Origin of the sequence: Ornatilinea apprima (genome assembly GCF_001306115.1) — a bacterium.
In the GTDB taxonomy this organism is placed as follows: Bacteria; Chloroflexota; Anaerolineae; order Anaerolineales; family Anaerolineaceae; genus Ornatilinea; species Ornatilinea apprima.
In genome coordinates this window covers 241,305-260,283 of the sequence record NZ_LGCL01000015.1, presented here as the reverse complement: position 1 = coordinate 260,283, position 18,979 = coordinate 241,305, and the positions used below count along the sequence as shown (strand labels likewise).

General features: G+C 59.6%; 17 protein-coding genes and 2 tRNA genes. 5 read left to right on the top strand and 14 right to left on the bottom strand.

All coding sequences use genetic code 11. The features are described 5' to 3' along the window. Positions 1-7 precede the first annotated feature (7 nt). Positions 8-80: transfer RNA gene (locus ADN00_RS04395), tRNA-Gly, on the top strand. A 24-nt stretch (positions 81-104) separates the two neighbouring features. Next, a tRNA-Cys gene (locus tag ADN00_RS04390) sits at positions 105-175 on the top strand. Positions 176-253: 78 nt separating this feature from the next. Here ADN00_RS04390 and ADN00_RS04385 read toward each other — a convergent pair. Further along, entirely contained in the window at positions 254-1,711 is a 1,458-nt protein-coding gene (locus ADN00_RS04385; RefSeq protein ID WP_075061732.1) for an extracellular solute-binding protein, read from the bottom strand. A 22-nt stretch (positions 1,712-1,733) separates the two neighbouring features. After that, complete coding sequence (locus ADN00_RS04380) at positions 1,734-2,354, bottom strand: NUDIX hydrolase (protein ID WP_075061731.1); 621 nt, start codon at positions 2,352-2,354, stop codon at positions 1,734-1,736. Between the two features lie 397 nt (positions 2,355-2,751). Between ADN00_RS04380 and ADN00_RS04375 the strand changes: the two genes are divergently transcribed. Beyond that, positions 2,752-5,454: a valine--tRNA ligase gene (locus ADN00_RS04375; RefSeq protein WP_152966255.1), complete on the top strand. Its 2,703-nt coding sequence runs from the start codon at positions 2,752-2,754 to the stop codon at positions 5,452-5,454. A 179-nt stretch (positions 5,455-5,633) separates the two neighbouring features. Here ADN00_RS04375 and ADN00_RS04370 read toward each other — a convergent pair whose 3' ends face one another. Continuing rightward, positions 5,634-7,364 (bottom strand): DUF6909 family protein, encoded by a 1,731-nt coding sequence (locus ADN00_RS04370; protein WP_075061729.1) that lies wholly within the window; start codon positions 7,362-7,364, stop codon positions 5,634-5,636. A gap of 132 nt (positions 7,365-7,496) precedes the next feature. Between ADN00_RS04370 and ADN00_RS04365 the strand changes: the two genes are divergently transcribed. Continuing rightward, positions 7,497-8,378, top strand: coding sequence for a DMT family transporter (locus ADN00_RS04365; RefSeq protein WP_075061728.1), 882 nt, complete (start codon positions 7,497-7,499; stop codon positions 8,376-8,378). 62 nt (positions 8,379-8,440) lie between these two features. Here ADN00_RS04365 and ADN00_RS04360 read toward each other — a convergent pair whose 3' ends face one another. Genes ADN00_RS04360 through ADN00_RS04310 form a run of 11 tightly spaced genes read right to left on the bottom strand, consistent with a single transcriptional unit; the run spans position 8,441 to position 16,879 of the window. Beyond that, positions 8,441-8,941 (bottom strand): hydrogenase 3 maturation endopeptidase HyCI, encoded by a 501-nt coding sequence (locus tag ADN00_RS04360; RefSeq protein WP_160317461.1) that lies wholly within the window; start codon positions 8,939-8,941, stop codon positions 8,441-8,443. Beyond that, positions 8,874-9,308 (bottom strand): 4Fe-4S dicluster domain-containing protein, encoded by a 435-nt coding sequence (locus ADN00_RS04355; protein WP_075061727.1) that lies wholly within the window; start codon positions 9,306-9,308, stop codon positions 8,874-8,876. Before ADN00_RS04355 ends, ADN00_RS04360 begins: the two co-directional genes overlap by 68 nt. A gap of 10 nt (positions 9,309-9,318) precedes the next feature. Beyond that, on the bottom strand, positions 9,319-10,230 hold the full coding sequence (locus tag ADN00_RS04350) for a complex I subunit 1 family protein (RefSeq protein WP_075061726.1): 912 nt from the start codon (positions 10,228-10,230) through the stop codon (positions 9,319-9,321). Then, positions 10,227-11,408, bottom strand: a complete 1,182-nt coding sequence (locus ADN00_RS04345) for a hydrogenase large subunit (protein WP_075061725.1) — start codon at positions 11,406-11,408, stop codon at positions 10,227-10,229. The genes ADN00_RS04350 and ADN00_RS04345 overlap by 4 nt, the downstream gene beginning before the upstream one ends. A gap of 12 nt (positions 11,409-11,420) precedes the next feature. Next, positions 11,421-11,900 (bottom strand): NADH-quinone oxidoreductase subunit C, encoded by a 480-nt coding sequence (locus ADN00_RS04340; protein WP_075061724.1) that lies wholly within the window; start codon positions 11,898-11,900, stop codon positions 11,421-11,423. Beyond that, positions 11,890-12,423 (bottom strand): NADH-quinone oxidoreductase subunit B family protein, encoded by a 534-nt coding sequence (locus tag ADN00_RS04335; protein WP_075061723.1) that lies wholly within the window; start codon positions 12,421-12,423, stop codon positions 11,890-11,892. Before ADN00_RS04335 ends, ADN00_RS04340 begins: the two co-directional genes overlap by 11 nt. A 52-nt stretch (positions 12,424-12,475) precedes the next feature. Continuing rightward, positions 12,476-12,787: a hypothetical protein gene (locus tag ADN00_RS04330; RefSeq protein WP_075061722.1), complete on the bottom strand. Its 312-nt coding sequence runs from the start codon at positions 12,785-12,787 to the stop codon at positions 12,476-12,478. 18 nt (positions 12,788-12,805) lie between these two features. Further along, on the bottom strand, positions 12,806-14,320 hold the full coding sequence (locus ADN00_RS04325) for a complex I subunit 5 family protein (protein WP_075061721.1): 1,515 nt from the start codon (positions 14,318-14,320) through the stop codon (positions 12,806-12,808). A gap of 3 nt (positions 14,321-14,323) precedes the next feature. Continuing rightward, positions 14,324-16,072 (bottom strand): NADH-quinone oxidoreductase subunit 5 family protein, encoded by a 1,749-nt coding sequence (locus tag ADN00_RS04320; RefSeq protein WP_075061720.1) that lies wholly within the window; start codon positions 16,070-16,072, stop codon positions 14,324-14,326. A gap of 4 nt (positions 16,073-16,076) precedes the next feature. Beyond that, on the bottom strand, positions 16,077-16,388 hold the full coding sequence (locus tag ADN00_RS04315) for an NADH-quinone oxidoreductase subunit NuoK (RefSeq protein WP_075061719.1): 312 nt from the start codon (positions 16,386-16,388) through the stop codon (positions 16,077-16,079). Further along, positions 16,385-16,879: an NADH-quinone oxidoreductase subunit J gene (locus tag ADN00_RS04310; RefSeq protein WP_075061718.1), complete on the bottom strand. Its 495-nt coding sequence runs from the start codon at positions 16,877-16,879 to the stop codon at positions 16,385-16,387. The genes ADN00_RS04315 and ADN00_RS04310 overlap by 4 nt, the downstream gene beginning before the upstream one ends. Before the next feature lie 255 nt (positions 16,880-17,134). Here ADN00_RS04310 and ADN00_RS04305 point away from each other — a divergent pair, with 255 nt between their 5' ends. Then, the gene (locus ADN00_RS04305; protein WP_152966254.1) at positions 17,135-18,964 is read left to right on the top strand and encodes a hypothetical protein; all 1,830 of its coding nucleotides are present in this window, start codon (positions 17,135-17,137) and stop codon (positions 18,962-18,964) included. Positions 18,965-18,979 lie beyond the last annotated feature (15 nt).

The following is an 18,979-nucleotide window of genomic DNA, read 5'->3' as shown; positions in this document are numbered from 1 at the left end:
TCAAACTGCGGGCATAGTTCAATTGGTAGAACACCTCCTTGCCAAGGAGAAGGTCACGGGTTCGAGTCCCGTTGCCCGCTCTTTTTTTGTTATAATAGGTATGCGGCGACGTGGCCAAGTGGTAAGGCAGGAGTCTGCAAAACTCTCACCATGGGTTCGAATCCCATCGTCGCCTCTAGCAAGCGAGCCGGGTGGCTCGCTGATTTTATCGAAATAAACATCCGGCCGGGAACCCCCGGCCGGTTTTTTGTGGTTAAGGCACCAGATTGTAAATTTCTGGCAGGGTGAGATCAATTTGCGCCAGAATCTGGTTGAGTTTTTCTTCATCCATTTCACCCTGCCAGGTTTGCCAGGCGGCATCGGAGAGGACCAGGCTGGTGTACGGCCAGGCAGCGGCGTTGGGGGCGGGCTGGGCGGCGGCGATGAGGTCGTAGGCCTGCTGCCAGCCGGGGTGCTGGCGGGCGTAGGGGGTCATCTGCTCGGCGGCAGTGGTGGTAACGGGCAGCAGACCGCCGGCTTGCGCCAGACTGGCCTGGCTGCGCGGGTTGGACATCCAGCGCATGAAGAGCCAGGCGGCAAGCTGCTCTTGCGGGCTGGCCACCAGCATGGCGTATGAGTCGCCGGAGGTGAAGAAGGAGGGAACGCTCCCCGCGGACTGGGCGGGATAGGGCAGGAGCATCCACTGGTCTTTGGACTGCAGCCGCTCCAGCGTTTCGGCCTGCAGAGAAGCCTGGCTGAGGGTGAGGCTGTAAGCGAGAGCCTGGCGGTTGGCGAAGTATTCGTATGGATCGGGCAGACGGCTGTTCCAGGCGCAACCGCGGTTGAAGAGGCCGCGCAGATATGCCAGGGCTTCTTGCGAGCGGGGGGTGTTGAATTGGGCCTGGTCTTGCTGCAGGTCGTCCAGACCGTCCCAGCCGAAGGCGTTCAGCCAGCTGAGCAGGACGTAAGGATCGCTGGAGGTGATCCAGCCGCCGGTGCCGTCGTTGGAGGTCTGCTTGCGTGCCTGGGCGGCGGCGCAGACCTGCTCTTGAAAGTCTTTCGGGGTAGAAGGGGGCTGAGAGAAGCCCAAGTCTTTGGCCCAGGTGATGTTGAAAGCCAGCAGATGAGCGTCGCGCAGGGCGGGAATGGCGATCTGGCGGCCGGAGACCTGGTCTTGCTGCCAGAAGAGGGGCAGGTAGGCGGCCTGCTCTTCGACGGGCATGCCCCATTCGGCGTCGTTCAGGTAGGCGTCGAGGCTGACAACGGCGTTGAATTTGCGCTGCCAGAGATGAACCTGATCGGCCGGGGCGGCGACCAGATGAGGGCGCTGGTTTTCTGCCCGCAAGGTTTGTTCCATTTGATTGAAGAGGGCCGTCGAACCGCCGGTTGGGACGGCCTGAACCTGAAAGCCCCAGACGTTGGTGCGGTTGAATTCATCCACCAGGCGATTGGCTTCGGCAGCCAGGCTGCCCGTCCAGGGGTGCCAGAAGCGAATGGTGAGGCCTTTGAGCGATTCCAGATCGAGATCAAGGTAGGAGGGGCGAGTGGGCGTGGGCTGCGGCGCAGCCGGGCGGGTGGGGGTGGGCTGGCTGGCCTGCTCGGTTTGGTGCTGCGCTTCCACGGTCTGCTCGGCAGGGGTGAGCGGTTGGCAGGCGCTGAGCAAAAAAAACAGGGCGAGGGTGGCGGCCAGCAGGCGGTGGAGCAAGGGAGTTGGGGAGGTCGTTTTTTTCATGCGATTTCCGGTAGGGGAGGCGTTAATCAAAATCGGCAGGCCCATCGGGGCGGCTGGCCAGTTCGAACATGCGCTGAATGACTTCAGGCGTGGTGCGCGTCTCGGAGAGAGGGGGAATCTCATGCGGGGCGAAAAACTGCGCGCCACCGGTCTCAATGCTCACGGCCGGCTCTCCGCCGGTGAGATCGCAGAGGATGTAGATTTTGTAAACATGGAACAAATAGGGCGGGTGGCCGTGCTTGTTGCGGTCGTAGAGGGCCAACAGCCTGCGGGCTTTGACGGTGTAGCCGGATTCTTCGCAGACCTCACGCTCTACGGCGGTGGAGGGACTTTCGTTCACGTCGACAAAACCGCCGGGGAGAGTCCAGCCACCGTCTGAAAGCTCTTTGACGAGCAAAATTTTTCCGTCTTGAATGACCACGCCGCGAATATCCAGCTTGGGGGTGGCGTAGCCGGGTTCGCCGGCCAGCAGGTTGAGAACGGCCTGCGGGTCTTCGGCGGCCTGGTTGGCAATCATCTCGGCGGCAATCTGCTGGAGATGCTGGTAGCGTTCAATATCAAAAGGGTTCTGGGTGTAGGCCAGCCCGCTCTGCGCGATAGCGTCAACGCGCTGGGCCCAGTCCAACCATTGGGGGTTTGCCATGCATTTCTTCCTTTATATGATCAGCGGGTGCAGGCGGCGGCCAACCATTTGACACCCATTGGAAAGCTCTGTATAATCAGCACAACCCAATTCTATATGCTTTTTGCCAAAAGGAGTAGGTTCAGTGGAACCTGACAGAGAAGGAAGGCCGCAGGTTGAGAGCCTCCACAGGGAACCGGAACCGAAGTCGTTTGGCGCGGCTGCCGAAGAAATTCTGGTATAGAAGAGTAGAACGGCACGGGACTGCCCGTTACAGCACCAGCAGGGGAACAAACCTGCAGAGCGCACCGGCAAGAGTGCCGGTGAAGTGAGGTGGTACCGCGGAAGATTAACCTTTCGTCCTCTGGGACGGAGGTTTTTTTGTTTTTATTGCCGATTTTTGATCATGGAGGAAAGCATGCCTAAAGTGGAGTTACCCAAGACGTACGATTTCGCCGCCACAGAGCAGCGCCTGTACGCGTGGTGGGAGAAAAGCGGTTTCTTCAAACCGGCCAATGACCCAAGCGCGCCAGACTTTGACCCGACCAAAAAGCCATACGTGCTCACCATTCCGCCGCCCAATGTAACCGGCGAGCTGCACCTGGGGCACGCCATGTTCGTTTCGATGGAAGATCTGATGATCCGCTACCAGCGCATGAAGGGCGTTCCGACTCTGTGGGTGCCGGGCAGTGACCATGCCGGCATCGCCACGCAGTTACAGGTGGAGAAGGCGCTGGCCAAAGAAGGCCTTTCACGCGAGGAGATTGGGCGCGAGGCGTTTGTGGAGCGTACCTGGGCGTGGAAAGAGTTGTACGGCGGCAAGATCACCAAACAGATTCGCCGCTTGGGCGCGTCTTGCGATTGGGACCGCGAGCGATTTACCCTGGATGATGGGCTTTCAAAGGCGGTGCGCGAGGCATTTGTGCGCCTGTATGAGAAGGGGTTGATCTACCGCGGGCCGCGCCTGATCAACTGGTCGCCGGGGCTGCGCACTGCGGTTTCGGACCTGGAGGTGGAATACTCTCAGGAACCGGGCACGCTGTATTTCTTCAAATATGTGCTGGCCGACAATCCCGAAGAGTTCATTCCGGTGGCCACCACCCGGCCGGAGACAATTTTAGGCGATACGGCCGTAGCGGTGCACCCCGAAGACGAGCGCTACCAGAAGTTTGTGGGCCGCAAGGTGGTGGTGCCCATTCTTAAGCGCGAAGTGCCGGTGATCGCGGATGAGTATGTAACGCGTGAATTTGGCACCGGAGCGCTGAAGATCACCCCGGCGCACGACCCGAATGACTACCAGATTGGGCAAAAATTCGGCCTGCCGGTGATCAGCATGATGGATAAAGCGGCGCGGGTGAACGAGAACGGCGGCCCTTACCAGGGCATGGACCGGTTTGAATGCCGCAAGAAAATCTGGGAAGATATGCGCGCGCAGGGGTTGGTGATTAAAGAAGAGCCTTATATGCTGAACGTGCCACGCTCGCAGCGCGGCGGGGAAATTGTAGAGCCGATGGTTTCGACGCAGTGGTTCGTGAAGATCGAGTCGCTGGCCGAGAAGGCGCTGGCCGCGGTGCGCGGCGGCGAGATCCGCATTGTGCCGGAGCGCTTCACCAAGGTCTATTACAACTGGCTGGAGAACATTGAGGATTGGTGCATCAGCCGCCAGTTATGGTGGGGGCACCGCATCCCGGTGTGGTACTGCGCGGACTGCGGTAAGGAAACCGTGGCGCGCGAAGACCCGACCAACTGCGCCCACTGCGGCAGCGCGAAGATCGAGCAAGACCCCGACGTGCTGGATACCTGGTTCTCTTCGGGGTTGTGGCCGTTCTCCACGCTGGGCTGGCCCAACGCGACCGCGGACTTGCAGTATTACTACCCGACGACAATGATGGAGACGGGTTACGATATTCTGTTCTTCTGGGTGGCGCGTATGATCATGTTCGGAATCGAGTTCACGGGCAAGCCGCCGTTTGAAGTGGTGTACCTGCACGGCCTGATCCGCGACGAACACGGGCAGAAGATGAGCAAGACCAAGGGCAACGTGATTGACCCGTTGATCGTGATGGACGAGCTGGGCACGGACGCGCTGCGCTTTACGCTGCTGGTGGGTTCCACGCCGGGCAACGACATGAATTTGAGCACCAAGAAGGTGGAAGCCAACCGTAACTTTGCCAACAAGCTGTGGAACGCGGGGCGCTTTGTGGTGGGCGCGCTGGAAAACGCCCCTGCCACGCCGCAAAACCATCCGCAGTGGACGCTGGCCGATTCGTGGATTTGGGCGCGCCTGCAGGCGCTGGAAGCCGAAGTGGACCGCCTGTTCCAGACCTTCCAGTACGGCGAAGCAGGGCGGCAGATTTATGAATTCTTCTGGAGCGAGTACGCGGACTGGTATCTGGAGATCGCCAAGCTGCAGATGAATGAAGGCGGCGACCGGGCGTATTACACGGCCGAGACGCTGGTGCGCGTGTTCGACGCGGTGCTGCGCATGCTGCACCCCTTTACGCCGTTTGTAACCGAGGAACTGTGGGGGCACCTGAAGCGGGCCGTGCACGCGCACGGGCCGTCGCTGCCGGAAGTGACGGACTGGCCTGAGGCGCTGATGCTGGCGAGCTGGCCAATCGCGCGGCCCGCAGAAGGTTGGGAGGCGCAGACCATCGCCGATTTTGAACTGGTGATGGATGTGATTCGCGCCATTCGCAACCTGCGGGCGGAGAAGAAAGTTACGCCGGGCAAGCGCATTCCGGCGACGATCTGCGCGGGTGAGCGCCTGGCGGCGCTGGAAGCGCAGCGCGGCTCGATTGCCTACCTGGCGTACCTGGACGCGGAACACCTGACGCTGACCGATTCGCTGGCCGAAGCGCCGCAGGGACAGGCGGCGCTTGTGGTGAGCGGGGTGGAGATTTACCTGCCGCTGGCCGAGCTGGTGAACGTGGAAGAAGAGCGCGCGCGCCTGAGCAAAGAGTTGGAAGAGGCGCAAAGCCAGGTGGCGCGCCTGGAACAGCTGCTGGGTAGTCCCTTCGCGCAGAAGGCCCCGGCGGCAGTGGTGGAAAAAGAGCGCGAGAAGCTGGCGGTGTTCAAAGAGACCGCCGATAAGCTGAAAGAGCAGTTACAGAATCTGTAAGCGCTTGCTGAAATGCCTCCCCCATTTTCAGACTCGAAAATGGGGGAGGTTTTTTGATAGAATGGTGCTTTTGAGCCGACTTGGGGGTAATTTAGCTCCCGCAAACACATTATCGATGAAACCAAGGCTCTTCGTGAAACGAATGCCGGATAGGCTGTGAGATTACCCGCGCTGACCGGTTAGCGGTGAGGCGAAGGTTGATTTTGGGCGCGCTGGTGTTCCATGTGGATGATGCGGCGCAGAATGGCCAGCGAGGTGGCATAGGTGGAGTCCATACCGTAGTACGAGAGGGTTCCGGCGCCAAGGTTCTTGCCTTTGCTCATGGGGGTATCCGAGGCGTAGTGCAAAATTCCCAGGTCAAAGGGCAGGCGGTGCAGGCTGACGATCTCGTTCTGCGGATGGCGTTTGGGGCGGAAGAGTTCGTAGATGGCGGAGAGGTAAGGCCCGGCTTCCATTTCGATGTCGGTGTAGCTTTCGCGGTAGATGATGTCCATCACGCGCGCGTTTTGCAGGAAGGTACCCATCACGGTAACGGCTTTCTGGTTGTCGAGAACGTTGCCAAAGGCCAGGTAGGGGGTAACGTCTTCGGCAGAGAATGCGTTACGGAACATGAAGGTGTTCTCGGAATGTTCGTCAAAGACCACGGTGGGGATGATCACATCGCCGTGGACGCCGTTGAGGGTAGCGGCCTTGCCCATGATGTAGACGCCGAGAATCTTGCTGGCGTATTCACCGATTTTGGCCATGATGTTGTAAGCGGCCAGACCGAGGGGGTAGTCGATGTTGAGGATCAGGGCGTTGGACTGCTTGAGGAAGGACCAGTCCTGGATGTTGTCGCGCAGGCGCGGGTCCATGGTGGCCGGGTCGAGCTGGTTAAGCTGGATGACCTGGGCTTCCACGTCGAAGGTGTGCATGGAGGGGACGCGGGTGATGCCCACTGCTTTTTCTGCCTGGTGCATCTGGGCGAGCAGGCTGCGCCCTTGCGGGGTGCCCTGGTATTTTTTAAGGGTGTAATACAGGAAGTTGTTGGCGCTGGAGGGCACGTCGCAGTTCTGGATTTTATGCCACTCTTCGAGCAGTTCTTTGTTTTCGGCTTCCTGCAGGTAGCGGATGAGTTCATCTTGCACGCGCAGGGCGAAGCCGGAGGCCAGGTTGGCGATGGAGTGGGTGTTGCTGGAGACAAAGTAAATTGGCCGGTCGAAGAGCGTAGGGCTGGCGGCAAGGATGTTCTCGAGCCAGATGCGGGTAACGCGCCAGTATTCGCTGAGTGAGGCGGTGAGCAGGCGCACTTTGAAACTGCACTTCTGGCTGGCAATCTGCTTGAGCATGGACTCAAACTGGCCGCCCCAGATGGTGCGCAGGCGATTGAGGTCTTCAATGGACATGCGCAGGCGCTCGGCCAGGTCGGCAAAGGCAATGGGGTCGTTGAGCGCTTTTTGCCAATCGAGATGGTCGCAACAGGCGTTGAGGAGGAAGTTAAGCTTGTTCCATTCGATCTGGTAAGCGGTGAGAGCGGGGATGACGTCGTCAATATCGGAGCGGCTGGCGATGAAGCAGGCGAGGGTATCTTTTCCGTTGTAATAGCAGCGGCGGCGGCGGGCGCGGGCAGTAACTTCCTGCCAGGTTTCAATGTCGGCGTAGCCGTGTTCGGCGAAGACGGAGGGGCTTTGTCCGAGGACGATGCTCTGCACGCCGGGCATAACGGGTGGCAGGCGCAGCAGGCTGTAGATGAGGGCAGAGGTGTCGGGTTCTTCGCTGCGGGCGTGCGGGTGCAGGGAGGAGTTCATGCTGGCATGGACTTCTTCCAGCGTCTTCAGGCGCACGTCGGCGCTGGAGCGCAGTAATGAGTAGACAGTTTGCAGGTATAGTTCAATTTCTTCTGAGGCGGTGCTCGGGACTCTGCGTTCCATAGTTCTCCTGGGAGGTTGAGTTTCTTAAATTGTAACATGTCTGACAAGAAATGAAGCGGGAGTGTAACAGGCCGTGTGCCAATCAAGGGGTAGAAGGTATAATCAGACGAATTCACCATCATGGCGGCAGGCATGCATAAACGTTGGGCTTATTTTCTCTTAACAGTTTTCATATTGGGAGCGGCGATTAAAGAGGTTTACGCCAAGCTGGTCCTGAATGTGCTGGATCCGTTCCCGTTTACACTGATCACCTCCGTGGTGGCGCAGATCACCGCGCTGGGGGTTGTGGGCGCGCGCGCGCTGGCGTGGCGGCAGGAAGAGCCGCGCTGGGACGGGCCGGTGTGGCTGCGGGTGACGCTGCTGTGCCTGGCGACGTTTGGCGCGCTGCTGTTCAACAATATCGCAACTGATTTAATTGGGCCGGTGAGTTACAAGATCATTGACGGTATTTCTTACCCGGTTTTTTTGGTAATTCTGGCCTTTTTCTTTTTGGGCGAGGTGATCTCACGGCGAACGTTGCTGGCGGCGCTGATTGCGCTGGCGGGTTTTGGGGTGTATTACGCCGACCAGGTTCCGTATTTGCGGGTAAACCTGCCGGGGCTGATGGCAGCGGTGATCTCACCGTTCTTTTTCGCAATATCCATGGTGCAGATTAAGTGGCTGTTGACGCGCAAGATTGCTCCGGAAAAAATAGTGGCGGCGCGCTTCAGCGCGATTACGCTGGCGGCGCTGTTCTGGCTGCCGGGGCATTTTCCGCGGCTGGCAGGGGAGACGTGGCTGCTGGTTGTACTCATCGGGTCGGTGGGGCTGGCAGGGTTGTTTCTGATCCTGTTTGAGGCGCTGAAGCACATTCCAGCCACGCACATGACGGTGTTCTCGGCGAGCACGCCACTGTTTTCGGCGATTACGGCCTATTTGTTAATTCCGGGAACGGTGTATCAGTTGAATCATTATCTTGGCCTGGGGATTATTGTGGTGGGGCTGGCGAGCAAGGTGGTTGAGGCGGAGAAGTAGAAAGAGACCCCATCCCCGCTGACGCAGGGAAGGGGATGTGGTCAGCGTTTTCTGCTTAAGATTTATATTTGTGAGAGTGTTTCTACAATTTCTCCCACAGCCTGGGCGACGGGCGGGGTAAGCGGCTGCATCAGTTCGAGGGAGCCGGCCTGAATGGCGAGGACGAGCACCTGGCAGCCCAGTTCGGCGATGAGATATTTGGCCATCACCGAGGGGGGCAGAGAATGGGTGGAGGCGCTGAGACCCTGGGTTTCGTCCCATTCCACCAGGCGCACCGCGCCGGGCGGCTCGCCCAGGTCGGCGGCGTCGATCAGCAGGACGACCTGGGGGGCAAACTTGATGACTTTGCCAACGTAATTCTCAGGCGCGTTGCCGCCATTCAGCACCAGGAAACGCGGGTTGTTGAGCTGCGCCTGGAGAAATTCAGCAACGGCGACGCCCGCGCGGTCGTCGCCGTTAAGTTCGTTGCCCACCCCCAGAATGACAACGCGGGGATCAGGCTGGTTGGGTGCAGGGCTCTTCAGTTTGTTCTGCAGCTGCTGGCTCCAGGATGGTTCGGACATCTTCTTCTTTCCCATAATAGATGGTGAAGGGTTCTTTATTCAGCGCGGCCAGCTCCCACTGGTCATTGGACATTTCCAGGCAGCCGAAGCGGCAGTTTTCCACGCACTGCGAGCAGTACACGCAGCGGTCGGAGTGATAGCGCATGACAAATTTTTTGGCCTTCCGGTCGATGACGAGCAGTTCCAGGGCTTCGGCGGGGCAGTCTTTGACGCACAGCATGCAGCCGGTGCAGGTCTCAGGATTGTAGACGAGCTTGCCGCGATAGCGTGGGGGGGCGGGAATTTTTTCGACGGGGTAAGGCTGGGTGCGCGGTTTGTTAAACAACGCGCCGAATACTTCACTGAACATGGCTCCAATTCTCATCATAGCGGCAACCTCATAGAATGATCAATACGAGTAATTGTACCAGAGCTAGCAGCGTTCCGATACGCCACCAAAGGCCAACAGTCTGGTCAATGCGCAGGCGGGCAAAGAGGGTTTGCAGCAGGGCCAGCACCAGCAGCAAGGCCAGGGTTTTCCATAAGAAGTCCAGCGGCGAGGCCAGGCCGCCCAGGTAGAAAGCAGCCACCAGGGTGAGGCCGATGACCAGTTCCACGTTTTTACCGAGGCGGAAGAGGGCATAGCCGCGCCCGCTGTATTCGGTGAGCGCGCCAGAGACGATTTCGGTTTCGGCTTCGGGAGCGTCAAAGGGGGGCATTTCCAGCTTGCCCATCAGGCCGACCAGGGCCACCAAAAAGCCAATTGGCTGGGCGATAATCAACCAGAGATTGCTCTGCGCGTAGGTATTGACTTCGCTGATCTGCCACGAGCCGGTTACGATGGCCGGGCCAAGCATGGCGAGCAGGAAGGGGGCCTCATACGAGAAGACCTGGGTCAGCGTGCGGGTGGCGCCGATGAGGGAAAAGCGGTCGGCGGAGTTGGCGCCGGCCAGGCCCAGGCAGAGAGTGAGCACCGAAAGCAAATAGAGGGTAACCACCAGGTCGCCGCGGAAGCTGAAGGAAGGGGCCAGGCCGGCCATGGGCACATACAGGGCGGCGGTGAGAGCGGCGGCCAGGCCTAATACGGGCAGCAACACAAACAGAAAGGCATTCACACCCTGAGGAACGATTTCTTCTTTGACGAGCAGCTTGATTACATCGGCCAGGGGCTGGAACCAGCGCGGCCCAAAGCGGTTCTGAAAGCGCGCGATGAGCTTGCGGTCAACCCACTCATAGGCCAGCCCGCTGCCAAGCAGGAACAGGCCGCCGGGGAAGAGAACTAATGCGACGAGGGGAAGGATGTTGTTCATTTGTAGCGCTCAATTCCGTGGATGCGTAAGTCTTCCCAGGTCCAGGTTTTGCCGGATTGGGTTTGGTTTTGATCTTTGACCAGCACCAGGCGGTCGTTGCAAGAGAAGCAGGGGTCAATGCCAACCAGCAGCATGGGCATGTCGGCCAGCTTGAGGCCAACCGCGGTGGCAAGGACGGTGCCCCAGTTGGGCAGGGTTGGCGTGCGCACTTTGATGCGCTCGGGCTGGTCAGAACCGTTGCTTTCAATGTAATAAAACAGCTCGCCGCGCGGGGCTTCGACCCGGCTGATAACCTGCCCGGCAGGGATTTTGCGGGGCACTTTCACGGTCAGCTCGCTCTCGGGGAGGTTGTCGAGCACTTCGCGGATGATGCGATAGCTTTCAAACAGCTCTTTGAGACGCACCACAAAGCGGGCTTCCAGGTCGCCCTGGGTTTCAGTGACCAGCTTGACCGGGAACATGTCATAGCCGGCATAGGGCTGGTCAACGCGCAAATCACGGTGAATGTTGGAGGCGCGTGCGGTGGGGCCTACCGCGCCAAGCGACTTGGCCACCTCAGGAGACATCACGCCGATATTGCGGGTGCGGCCCAGGAAGGTCTCGTCGGTGGTGATGATCTCAAGGTAGTGATGGGTACGCTCTTCAAGATAGTCAATGCCTTTACGGATGGCGTCGGCCTGCTTCTGGTCGATGTCGAATTTAACGCCGCCGATCAGGTTGGCGGAATAATGAACGCGGTTGCCGCTGAGCATTTCGAGCAGTTCCATCACGGTTTCGCGGTCGCGCCAGGTGTACATGAAGAGGATGTCGAAGCCGCCTTCGTGAGCGGCCACGCCCCACCACAGCATGTGGCTGTGGATGCGCTCCAGCTCGGCAATGAGGACACGGATGGCCTGGGCGCGGGGCGGGGCCTGCACACCGGCCAACTGCTCAACGCCCAGACAGTAAGCGGTGGCATGAACGTGCGAGCAGATACCGCAGATGCGTTCCAGCATGTACATGGCCTGGGTCCAATTGCGGCTTTCAACGGCTTTCTCAATGCCGCGGTGGACGTATCCGAGGCGGGCGGTGGCGCTGGTTACCACTTCGCCGTCGACGGTAAATTCAAAATGACCGGGTTCTTTCAGGGCGGGGTGTTGAGGCCCGATGGGAACGATAAATTTTTCTTGCTTTTCCATGATGATGTCTCCTTACCCGGCGGTGGGGGTGTCTAAACCGGTAAATGATTTGCGCATGGGGTAAACACCGGCCGGCCAGTCATCGGGCAGGAGCAGATGCTCGGTGCTGGGGGTGCCGGGGAACTGGATGCCGTACATTTCGATCATCTCGCGCTCATAGAGGGTGGCGGAGGGAATCTCGTGGCAGACGGAGCCGATGACGGCGTTGGTGTAGGGAACAAAGAGCCGCAGCGTGGTTACCACGCCGCCCCAACTGAAGTGATACATCACCTCAATGCGGCCTTCATCTTCCGGGTTGTCGGAAGAGCGGTCAATGCCGGTGATGGCCGAAAGGTATCCCCAGCCGGCCTGGTGCAGGGCCTGCACCGCGGGAACGAGATTCTCGGCGGAAATTTCCACGTCCAGCCGCTCGGGGGCGGGGGTGGATTCGGAGATTGCCCAAGGCTGAAGCAGCTCGCGGGCGAGAGCAAGACTTTGTTGGTTATCCAGCATAGGGTTCCTCCTCGGCGGGCACGTCTTCGATGATCAGGGGTTGGGCGGGATGAGACCCGTTGGGGTTGTTGATGTTTTTCAAAAGCTGCACCACGCCGTAGATGATGGCTTCGGGACGGGGCGGGCAGCCGGGGATGAAAGCGTCGACGGGGAGCAGCTTATCGACGCCGGAAAGGACGTTGTAGCACCCGCGGAAAACGCCGCCGGAAACCGCGCACGCCCCAATGGCAACCACAAATTTGGGTTCGGGCATCTGGTTATAGATGCGCAGTAGGCGGTCGCGCGATTGGAGGGATACCGCGCCGGTGACTAATAAGATGTCGGCATGGCGCGGGCTGCCCTGCAGCTTTACGCCAAAGCGTTCCAGGTCATAATGGGGGGTGATGGTGGTGAGCAGCTCAATATCGCAGCCGTTGCAGGAGCCGCTGTTGTAGTGAATGGCCCAGGGCGAGTTGACGCGCGCCCAGGTTTTGATGCGTTCCATCACCTTTTCGAGAGATTGGTAACTTGTTTCTGACTGCATGCTTTTTCTACCTTTCAAACACGAAACGACACAGTTGGTTATCCATTAAAAATTAACCCAGAATCAGGGCGACCAGTCCCAGCACCAGCCCAGCCAGGTAGAGGATGGAACTGCTGGAGAGGTTTCCGGTGGCCAGCACGAGGATGCCGAGGTGGATGATGGCGAAGAAAAAGGCCACCAAAAAGAACGGCGCGTAGCCCGGCGCGGCGGTGTTGGTGGGAGCCTTCTCGCCGCTACTGTAGAGGCTGATTTTGGCCGGGTCGGCTTTATGCTCGGGAGCAAGGGCTTTCCCCAGCAGGCTGATGAGCAAGATCAGCGGAATGTAGATGAGAAACGCAATTGGAGGGGTGAGCAGGACATTCATGGTTATTTACCTTTATGCTTAGAGACCAAAGGCGGCCAGAAGGGCGCGCGCGGCGAGTTCGGTGAGGGGAGCGGCGAGGGACGGCCAAAATCCCAGAATGACAACCGGCAGGCTGAGCAGCACCAGCGAAAGGGCCAGGCTGAAAGTCAGCGGTTTACCGGCCGCAATCACATCCGCGGGCTGGCGGCGGTACATGCGGTTGACCAGCGGGGCGTAGTAACCCAGGGACAGCACGCTGTTAAGCCCGGCAAAGACCACCAGCGCGAGGATGGCCGGGCTGGAGGCCTGCGCCCCGGCGACAAAGATCTGCCATTTGGACATGAAGCCCGCCAGAGGCGGCATGCCGCCCAGCGCGAGGACCGCCAGGCTGAGGGTGAGAGCCAGCAGCGGATAGCGCTGTGACAGGCCATTCAGGTCTTCCACCTCAAGGGCACGGTGGTTGTGGTTGGCGATCAGCAGCACATACATGATGGCGCCCACCGAAAGAAAGGCGAGGCCTTTCATGGCGGCGTGGTTGAGAATATGGAAAAACGCGCCTTGAGCGCCGTTGAGACTGCCGTAAGCCAGGCTAAAACCAAAACCGAGCAGGATGTAGCCCATGTGCGCGACGCTGGAATAAGCCAGCAGGCGCTTCACCTGGGTCTGGCGCAGGGCCATGAGATTGCCAACCATGATATTGAGCGCGCCGAAGACCAGCAGAATCACACCCGGGCTGATACTCGCGTCGGTGAGGCTGGCCAGGACTCGCAGCAGGGCCATCAGAGCGGCTTCGATGACAACGCCTGAAAGCATGGCGCTGATGCCGCTGGGGGCCTGAGAGTGGGCGTCGGGCAGCCAGGTATGCAGAGGAACCAGGGCGGCTTTGACCCCGAACCCGATCACAAACAGGGCGGCGGCGACCATCAGCAGGGGAGACGGCTGGGTGAGGTTGGTCTGCACGGCACTCAGGTTGAGCGCGCCCGCGAAGGCGTACACCAGCGAGATGCCAAACAGGATGAACACTGAACCAACCGCCGACTGCACCAGGTACTTGATCGAGGCTTCCAGGGCGGCAGGCTGGTTTTTATAGAAGGCAACCAGCATGACCGAGGCGATGGACATGGCCTCGAACCAGACCCACAGGTTAAAGAGGTCTACAGCGCAGCCCATGCCGATCAGCGCGCCCACCAGGGCGGCCAGCAGGGCGTAGAATTTCTCTTCATTTTCTTCGCCGGACATGTAGCGGCTGGAGAAGAGCGCTACCACCAGACCCAGCACAATCGCCACGAATGACATCAGCAGGCTGATGCCATCGAGGCGCAGGGCAATCTGGTGCAGATGCAGCTCATAAGGACCGTTAATGGAGAAGGACTGCGCCGCGTAGTAGAGGGGCGCCAAGGCGGCCAGCAGCACAGCGATTGTGAGACTGCGTGCAGGCCATCCGGCGGTGTGTCTGCGGGTAAGTTTGACGGTGATGCGCCCAACCAGATAAATCACGGGCGATGCCAGCAAGGGTAGAGCAAAAAGGGTCAATAATGCGGTGTTTGCGTTCATGAATTAAACTCCCACAGCGAGGATCGCCAGGATCACCGCCAGGGCGGTCACAATGGCAAAAATGTTCCAGTTTAGATCGCCGGTCTGGGTCACACGAAGTCCGCTGGCGAGGGCGTTGGTGATGGTGACAATAATCTGATTGAGCAAGTCGAAACCAAATGCGCTCTCGGCCGCGGGCTGCAAAAAGGCCAGGCGTTTTTGCAGGCTCAACAGGTGCTCGCGCCGCCACCAGGCCAGCAGGCCCAGCGCGACTACGGCCAGGGCGACGAGAGTGGCTGGGGCGGTGAGAACTTCAAAGACGACTTCCCACGTGGTTTCAAATTCAAAGTGGTGGAACGGCAGGGTGGTGCCCAACAGGCGGGCGAACGGCCCGGCGAGCAGCCAGGTGGTAAAAGTGCCACACGCCAGCACAACCAGCGACACGCGCATAAATGGGGTGGCGTCGTGGGCGTGCAGGTGAGAGCGGGGCTCGCCAAAGAAAACCAGCCAGACAACACGGAAGGTGTAGAGCGCGGTCAGACCGGCGGTGAAGAGCATGACCAGGTAAGACCACAGCGATGCATGCTCCAGACCGGCTTCGAGGATCAGCTCTTTAGACCAGAATCCATTCATCACTGGGATACCGGCCAGCGACAAAGCGCCGAGGATGAAAACCACCTGGGTGAGGGGCATCTGGCGGCCCAACCCGCCCATCTGGCGCAGGTCGCGCGTGCCAACGGCGTGGATCACCGTTCCGGCGGCCAGGAAGAGCAGGGCTTTGAAGACCGAGTGGCTCATCAGGTGCAGCTGGCTGGCAAAAATGCCGCCAGCGCCAACCGCGTAAACCATGTAGCCCAACTGGCTGACGGTGGAATAGGCCAGCACGCGCTTGAGATCATTGGCGAAGAGAGTCATCACCGCGGCGATGAGAGCTGAAACCGCGCCAACAATGATGACCGCGGTGCGCCAGCCGGGCACGCCTTCAAAGGCGGGGAAGAAGCGCGCCAGCAGGTACACACCGGCGTTCACCATGGTGGCGGCGTGAATGAGGGCGCTGATGGGTGAAGGAGCTTCCATCGCGTCGGGCAGCCAGGTGTGGAAGGGAAACTGTGAGGACTTGGCAGCGGCGGCGGCCAGGAAGCCGAAAGCGGCGATCTTCAGCCAGAGAGGGTCCATCTGGGCGTGATTGGCCAGAAAGACGTTGAGGTCGTAGGTGCCGAGCTGGCTGTAGATCACCAGCGCGCCGGCCAGCATACCCAGGCCGCCCAGTTGGGTAATAATGAGGGCTTTCAGGCCGCCCGCGACGGCTTTGGGATCGTCGTTATAGAAGGAGATGAGACTGTAAGAGGTAAGCGCGGTGATCTCCCAGAAGAAGAACATCAGCAGCAGATTGCTGGTAAGCACCAGGCCGATCATGGCGCCGATGAAGAAAAGCACCATGGCGTAGTAGCGCCCCACCTGAGCCGCGCCGCGCATGTAGTCCACGGAATAAATGACCGCCAGGCTGCCGACAACAGCGGCAACAGCGGCAAGGAAGACGCCCAGACCGTCGGGGGTGAAGGTGAAGTCTCCGAAAGCCGAGCCCATGGGGATGGCGAGGGCGGGTTGAGACTGGTTGAGGAACACCAGGTAAAGGGACGCGCCAGCGGTCAGGATGGAGGATAGGACTGCCAGAGAATGTTGAAGGCCGGGGCGGCGGTCGCCGGCCAGCCAGACCAGCACAGCGCCCAACCACGGTACACCGATCAAGCAAACAATAAGGATAGCTGCCATGAAATTATCTCCGCAGGGTGGTGAGGGCTTTTACGTCGAGGGTGCCAAAGTGGCGGCGGATTTGCACGGCCAGCGCCAGGCCAATAACGGCGACAATGGTATCGGCGACGATAACGGTAAGAGCCATGCTCTGGCCAATTTCAATCTGGCCGACCAGATGCCCGGCCAGGACGATGAAGATCATCGCGCCTTTGACAAGGACCTGCAGAGCGACGACCACTTTAATCAGGTTGCGGGTGATTAAGACACCATAGAGGCCAATTCCCAGCAGGCCAATGACGGCGATGAAGGCGATGGAAGCGGCATTGAGATTCATTTTGAGTCTTTTCCTTTGGGGAATTTATTCTCCTGCCCGCTCAACAGGCTGAGCACGCCCAGCACACCGGCAAAAATGAGCAGGATTTGCAGGAGCATGTCCAGGCTGCGGTCTTCCCACAGGGTGGTTTGCAAATGGGTGGCCTGATCGGGGCCGGAGAAGGGGGTATTGAGGGCCGGCAGGCTGAGCAGGCCAGCCAGGGTGACAACAATAAAAAGCACAGCCCACACCAGGGTTTGGGGAATGGAATGGTGATTGAGCTGTAGTTCTTCGCCGGAAATATTGATGGCAAAAACAAATAAGACCGTTACCAGGCCCGCGCCGACACTGAGTTCAATGACGGCAACTTCGGGGGCGCCGAGCATGTACAACATCAGGGCGGTGAGAGCGCTCGCACCGGCCAACCAGATGGCTGAAAGCAGCATTCTTGGTGACCGGATGGACTGGATTGCACACACCAGTAGTCCGGCTGCTATGAGGATGTATATCATTTCTTTGGGACTCCTTGAGGGCGTAATGATAATGAACGGGATTAAAAACCCTGGGTACACTTATACTCCCGCAAATGACAAATGTCATGTGATGGTTGTAATGGAATAAATGGTCAAATTTCCTGTTATTTATCCAATTCGTGAATTAAAGAACGAATATAGAAAACGGGCATTGATAGCGTCCATCGACACCGTTGATGACGCGAGGTGAGCAGGCAAGGGGGCTGCTGTTCAAAACAAGGGCGGTGGGTTAAAATGATTTCTGCATGGTTTGACCATTCTCGAAAGCGTGAGGGCCGCATGCTGAACTTAAGAAGAACGATCCGCTTGGTGCTTGTCATTCTATTTGGCCTGGTCTGCCTGGCTTTGCTGGGCCTGGCGGTGCTGGCTTACCGGTTGGGGATCGATCACACGCCCGATTGGGGCGCCAGCCGCCTGCTAATGGCGGTGACCGGAGGGGCAGGGCTGGCCGCGCTGGGCCTCTCGCTGTGGGCGGGGCGGCTGCGCGAAAGGAAACCGATTGTCAGCGATGAAAGCGCGCAGGTCGCGCCAGCGGCGCATAAACCAGACGGCGTGTGGCTGACCGTTTGTGGCGCGGCGGCGGTGCTGATTGCCTTGTGGTATATTACCAGCGGGACGCTGACACGCTGGACGCCCTATTGGGGCTATTTTGATCTGCAGGCCGAGGCGTTCCGCGCCGGTGAGCTGGCGCTGCTGGAAGCGCCGCCGCAAGCCCTGCTGGACCTGTCCAACCCATACGACTGGCGCGCCCGCGAAGGCATTCCACACCTGTGGGACGCGACGCTCTACCAGGGAAAGTACTACCTGTATTGGGGGCCGGTGCCGGCGCTGGTCGCGTTGGGGGTGAAGGTCTTTGCGCCGGGCGTGGTGGTGGAAGACCAGTTTTTGTTGTTTGGTTTTTTCACGGGAATCACCGTCTGTTTGGGCCTGCTGCTGCACTGGATGAGGGCGCGGTTGTTTCACGGTGTTCCGGCGTGGACGGGCGGCGTGCTGCTGCTGGCTGGGATGTTGAGCCTGCCGCCGCTGTGGCTGATCAACCGCCCAACGGTGTACGAGACGGCCATCGCGGGGGGGCAGTTCTTCCTGCTGGCAGGGCTGTATGCCGCGCTGCGCGGCGCGGAATCGCTGGAGGAGCGCGGAGGGCGCGCCTGGTGGCTGGCGGCGGGTTTCGCCTGGGGAGCGGCGGTGGGCTGCCGTTTTAACTATGGGCTGGTGGTGGTGTTCTTGTTTGCGGTTTTCGCGGGCTACACGCTGCTGCGCAAGGGCAAGCTGAGGGTTGAGCCGGACCGTTTGGGCAAACTGGGGGTGATGCTGCTTCCCCTGACGCTGTGGGCGGGGGCGCTGCTGTGGTACAACGCGGCGCGCTTTGGCAGTCCACTGGAGACGGGTCACCGCTATCAACTGACCGGCATGGCCCTGCCTGCCGATTACAGCAGGGTGTTCTCGCTGGAGTATGTGATCCCCAACCTGTATAACATTGTGCTGCGCCCGCCGGTGATCGAGCGCGATGGATTCCCATTTGTTTTCACGCCCTTCCTTCAAGAGAATATGTGGCCGACCTTTTTACGGCTGCCTGAGACGTATTACTATTCCGAGCCAATCGCGGGTTATCTGTTCTCCGCGCCGCTGCTGTTGCTGCTGCTGGCGCCGGTGATCGGCTGGCTGCGCGCGGGCTGGGACTGGCTGGGCGGCGCGCGATGGCCGGTGGGAGCGGGCGAGAACGGGCGGCTGCGCGGGTTGTTTTTTGCCAGCGCGGCGGGGGGCGCGTTGATTAATACGGCGCTGCTGGCTGTGTTTATTTCTTCTTCTATGCGTTATTTGAACGACGCGTATTTTCTGCTGTTTTTATTGGCGGCCTTCGGTCTGTGGTGGGGCTGGGAGGCTCTGCGAGGCAGACCGGGGTGGAAGGCGGCGCTGGCAGCCGGGTTCGCGGGGCTGGCGCTGGCCAGTCTGGTGATTGGGATGCTGGGCAACTTCCAGAATGGCGATAAACTGTTCGAGGCCAATAACCCTGAACTGTACGGGACTATCGCGCGCTTTTTCAACCGTTGGCTGGCGCGCTAAGCGGTTACCAAACGA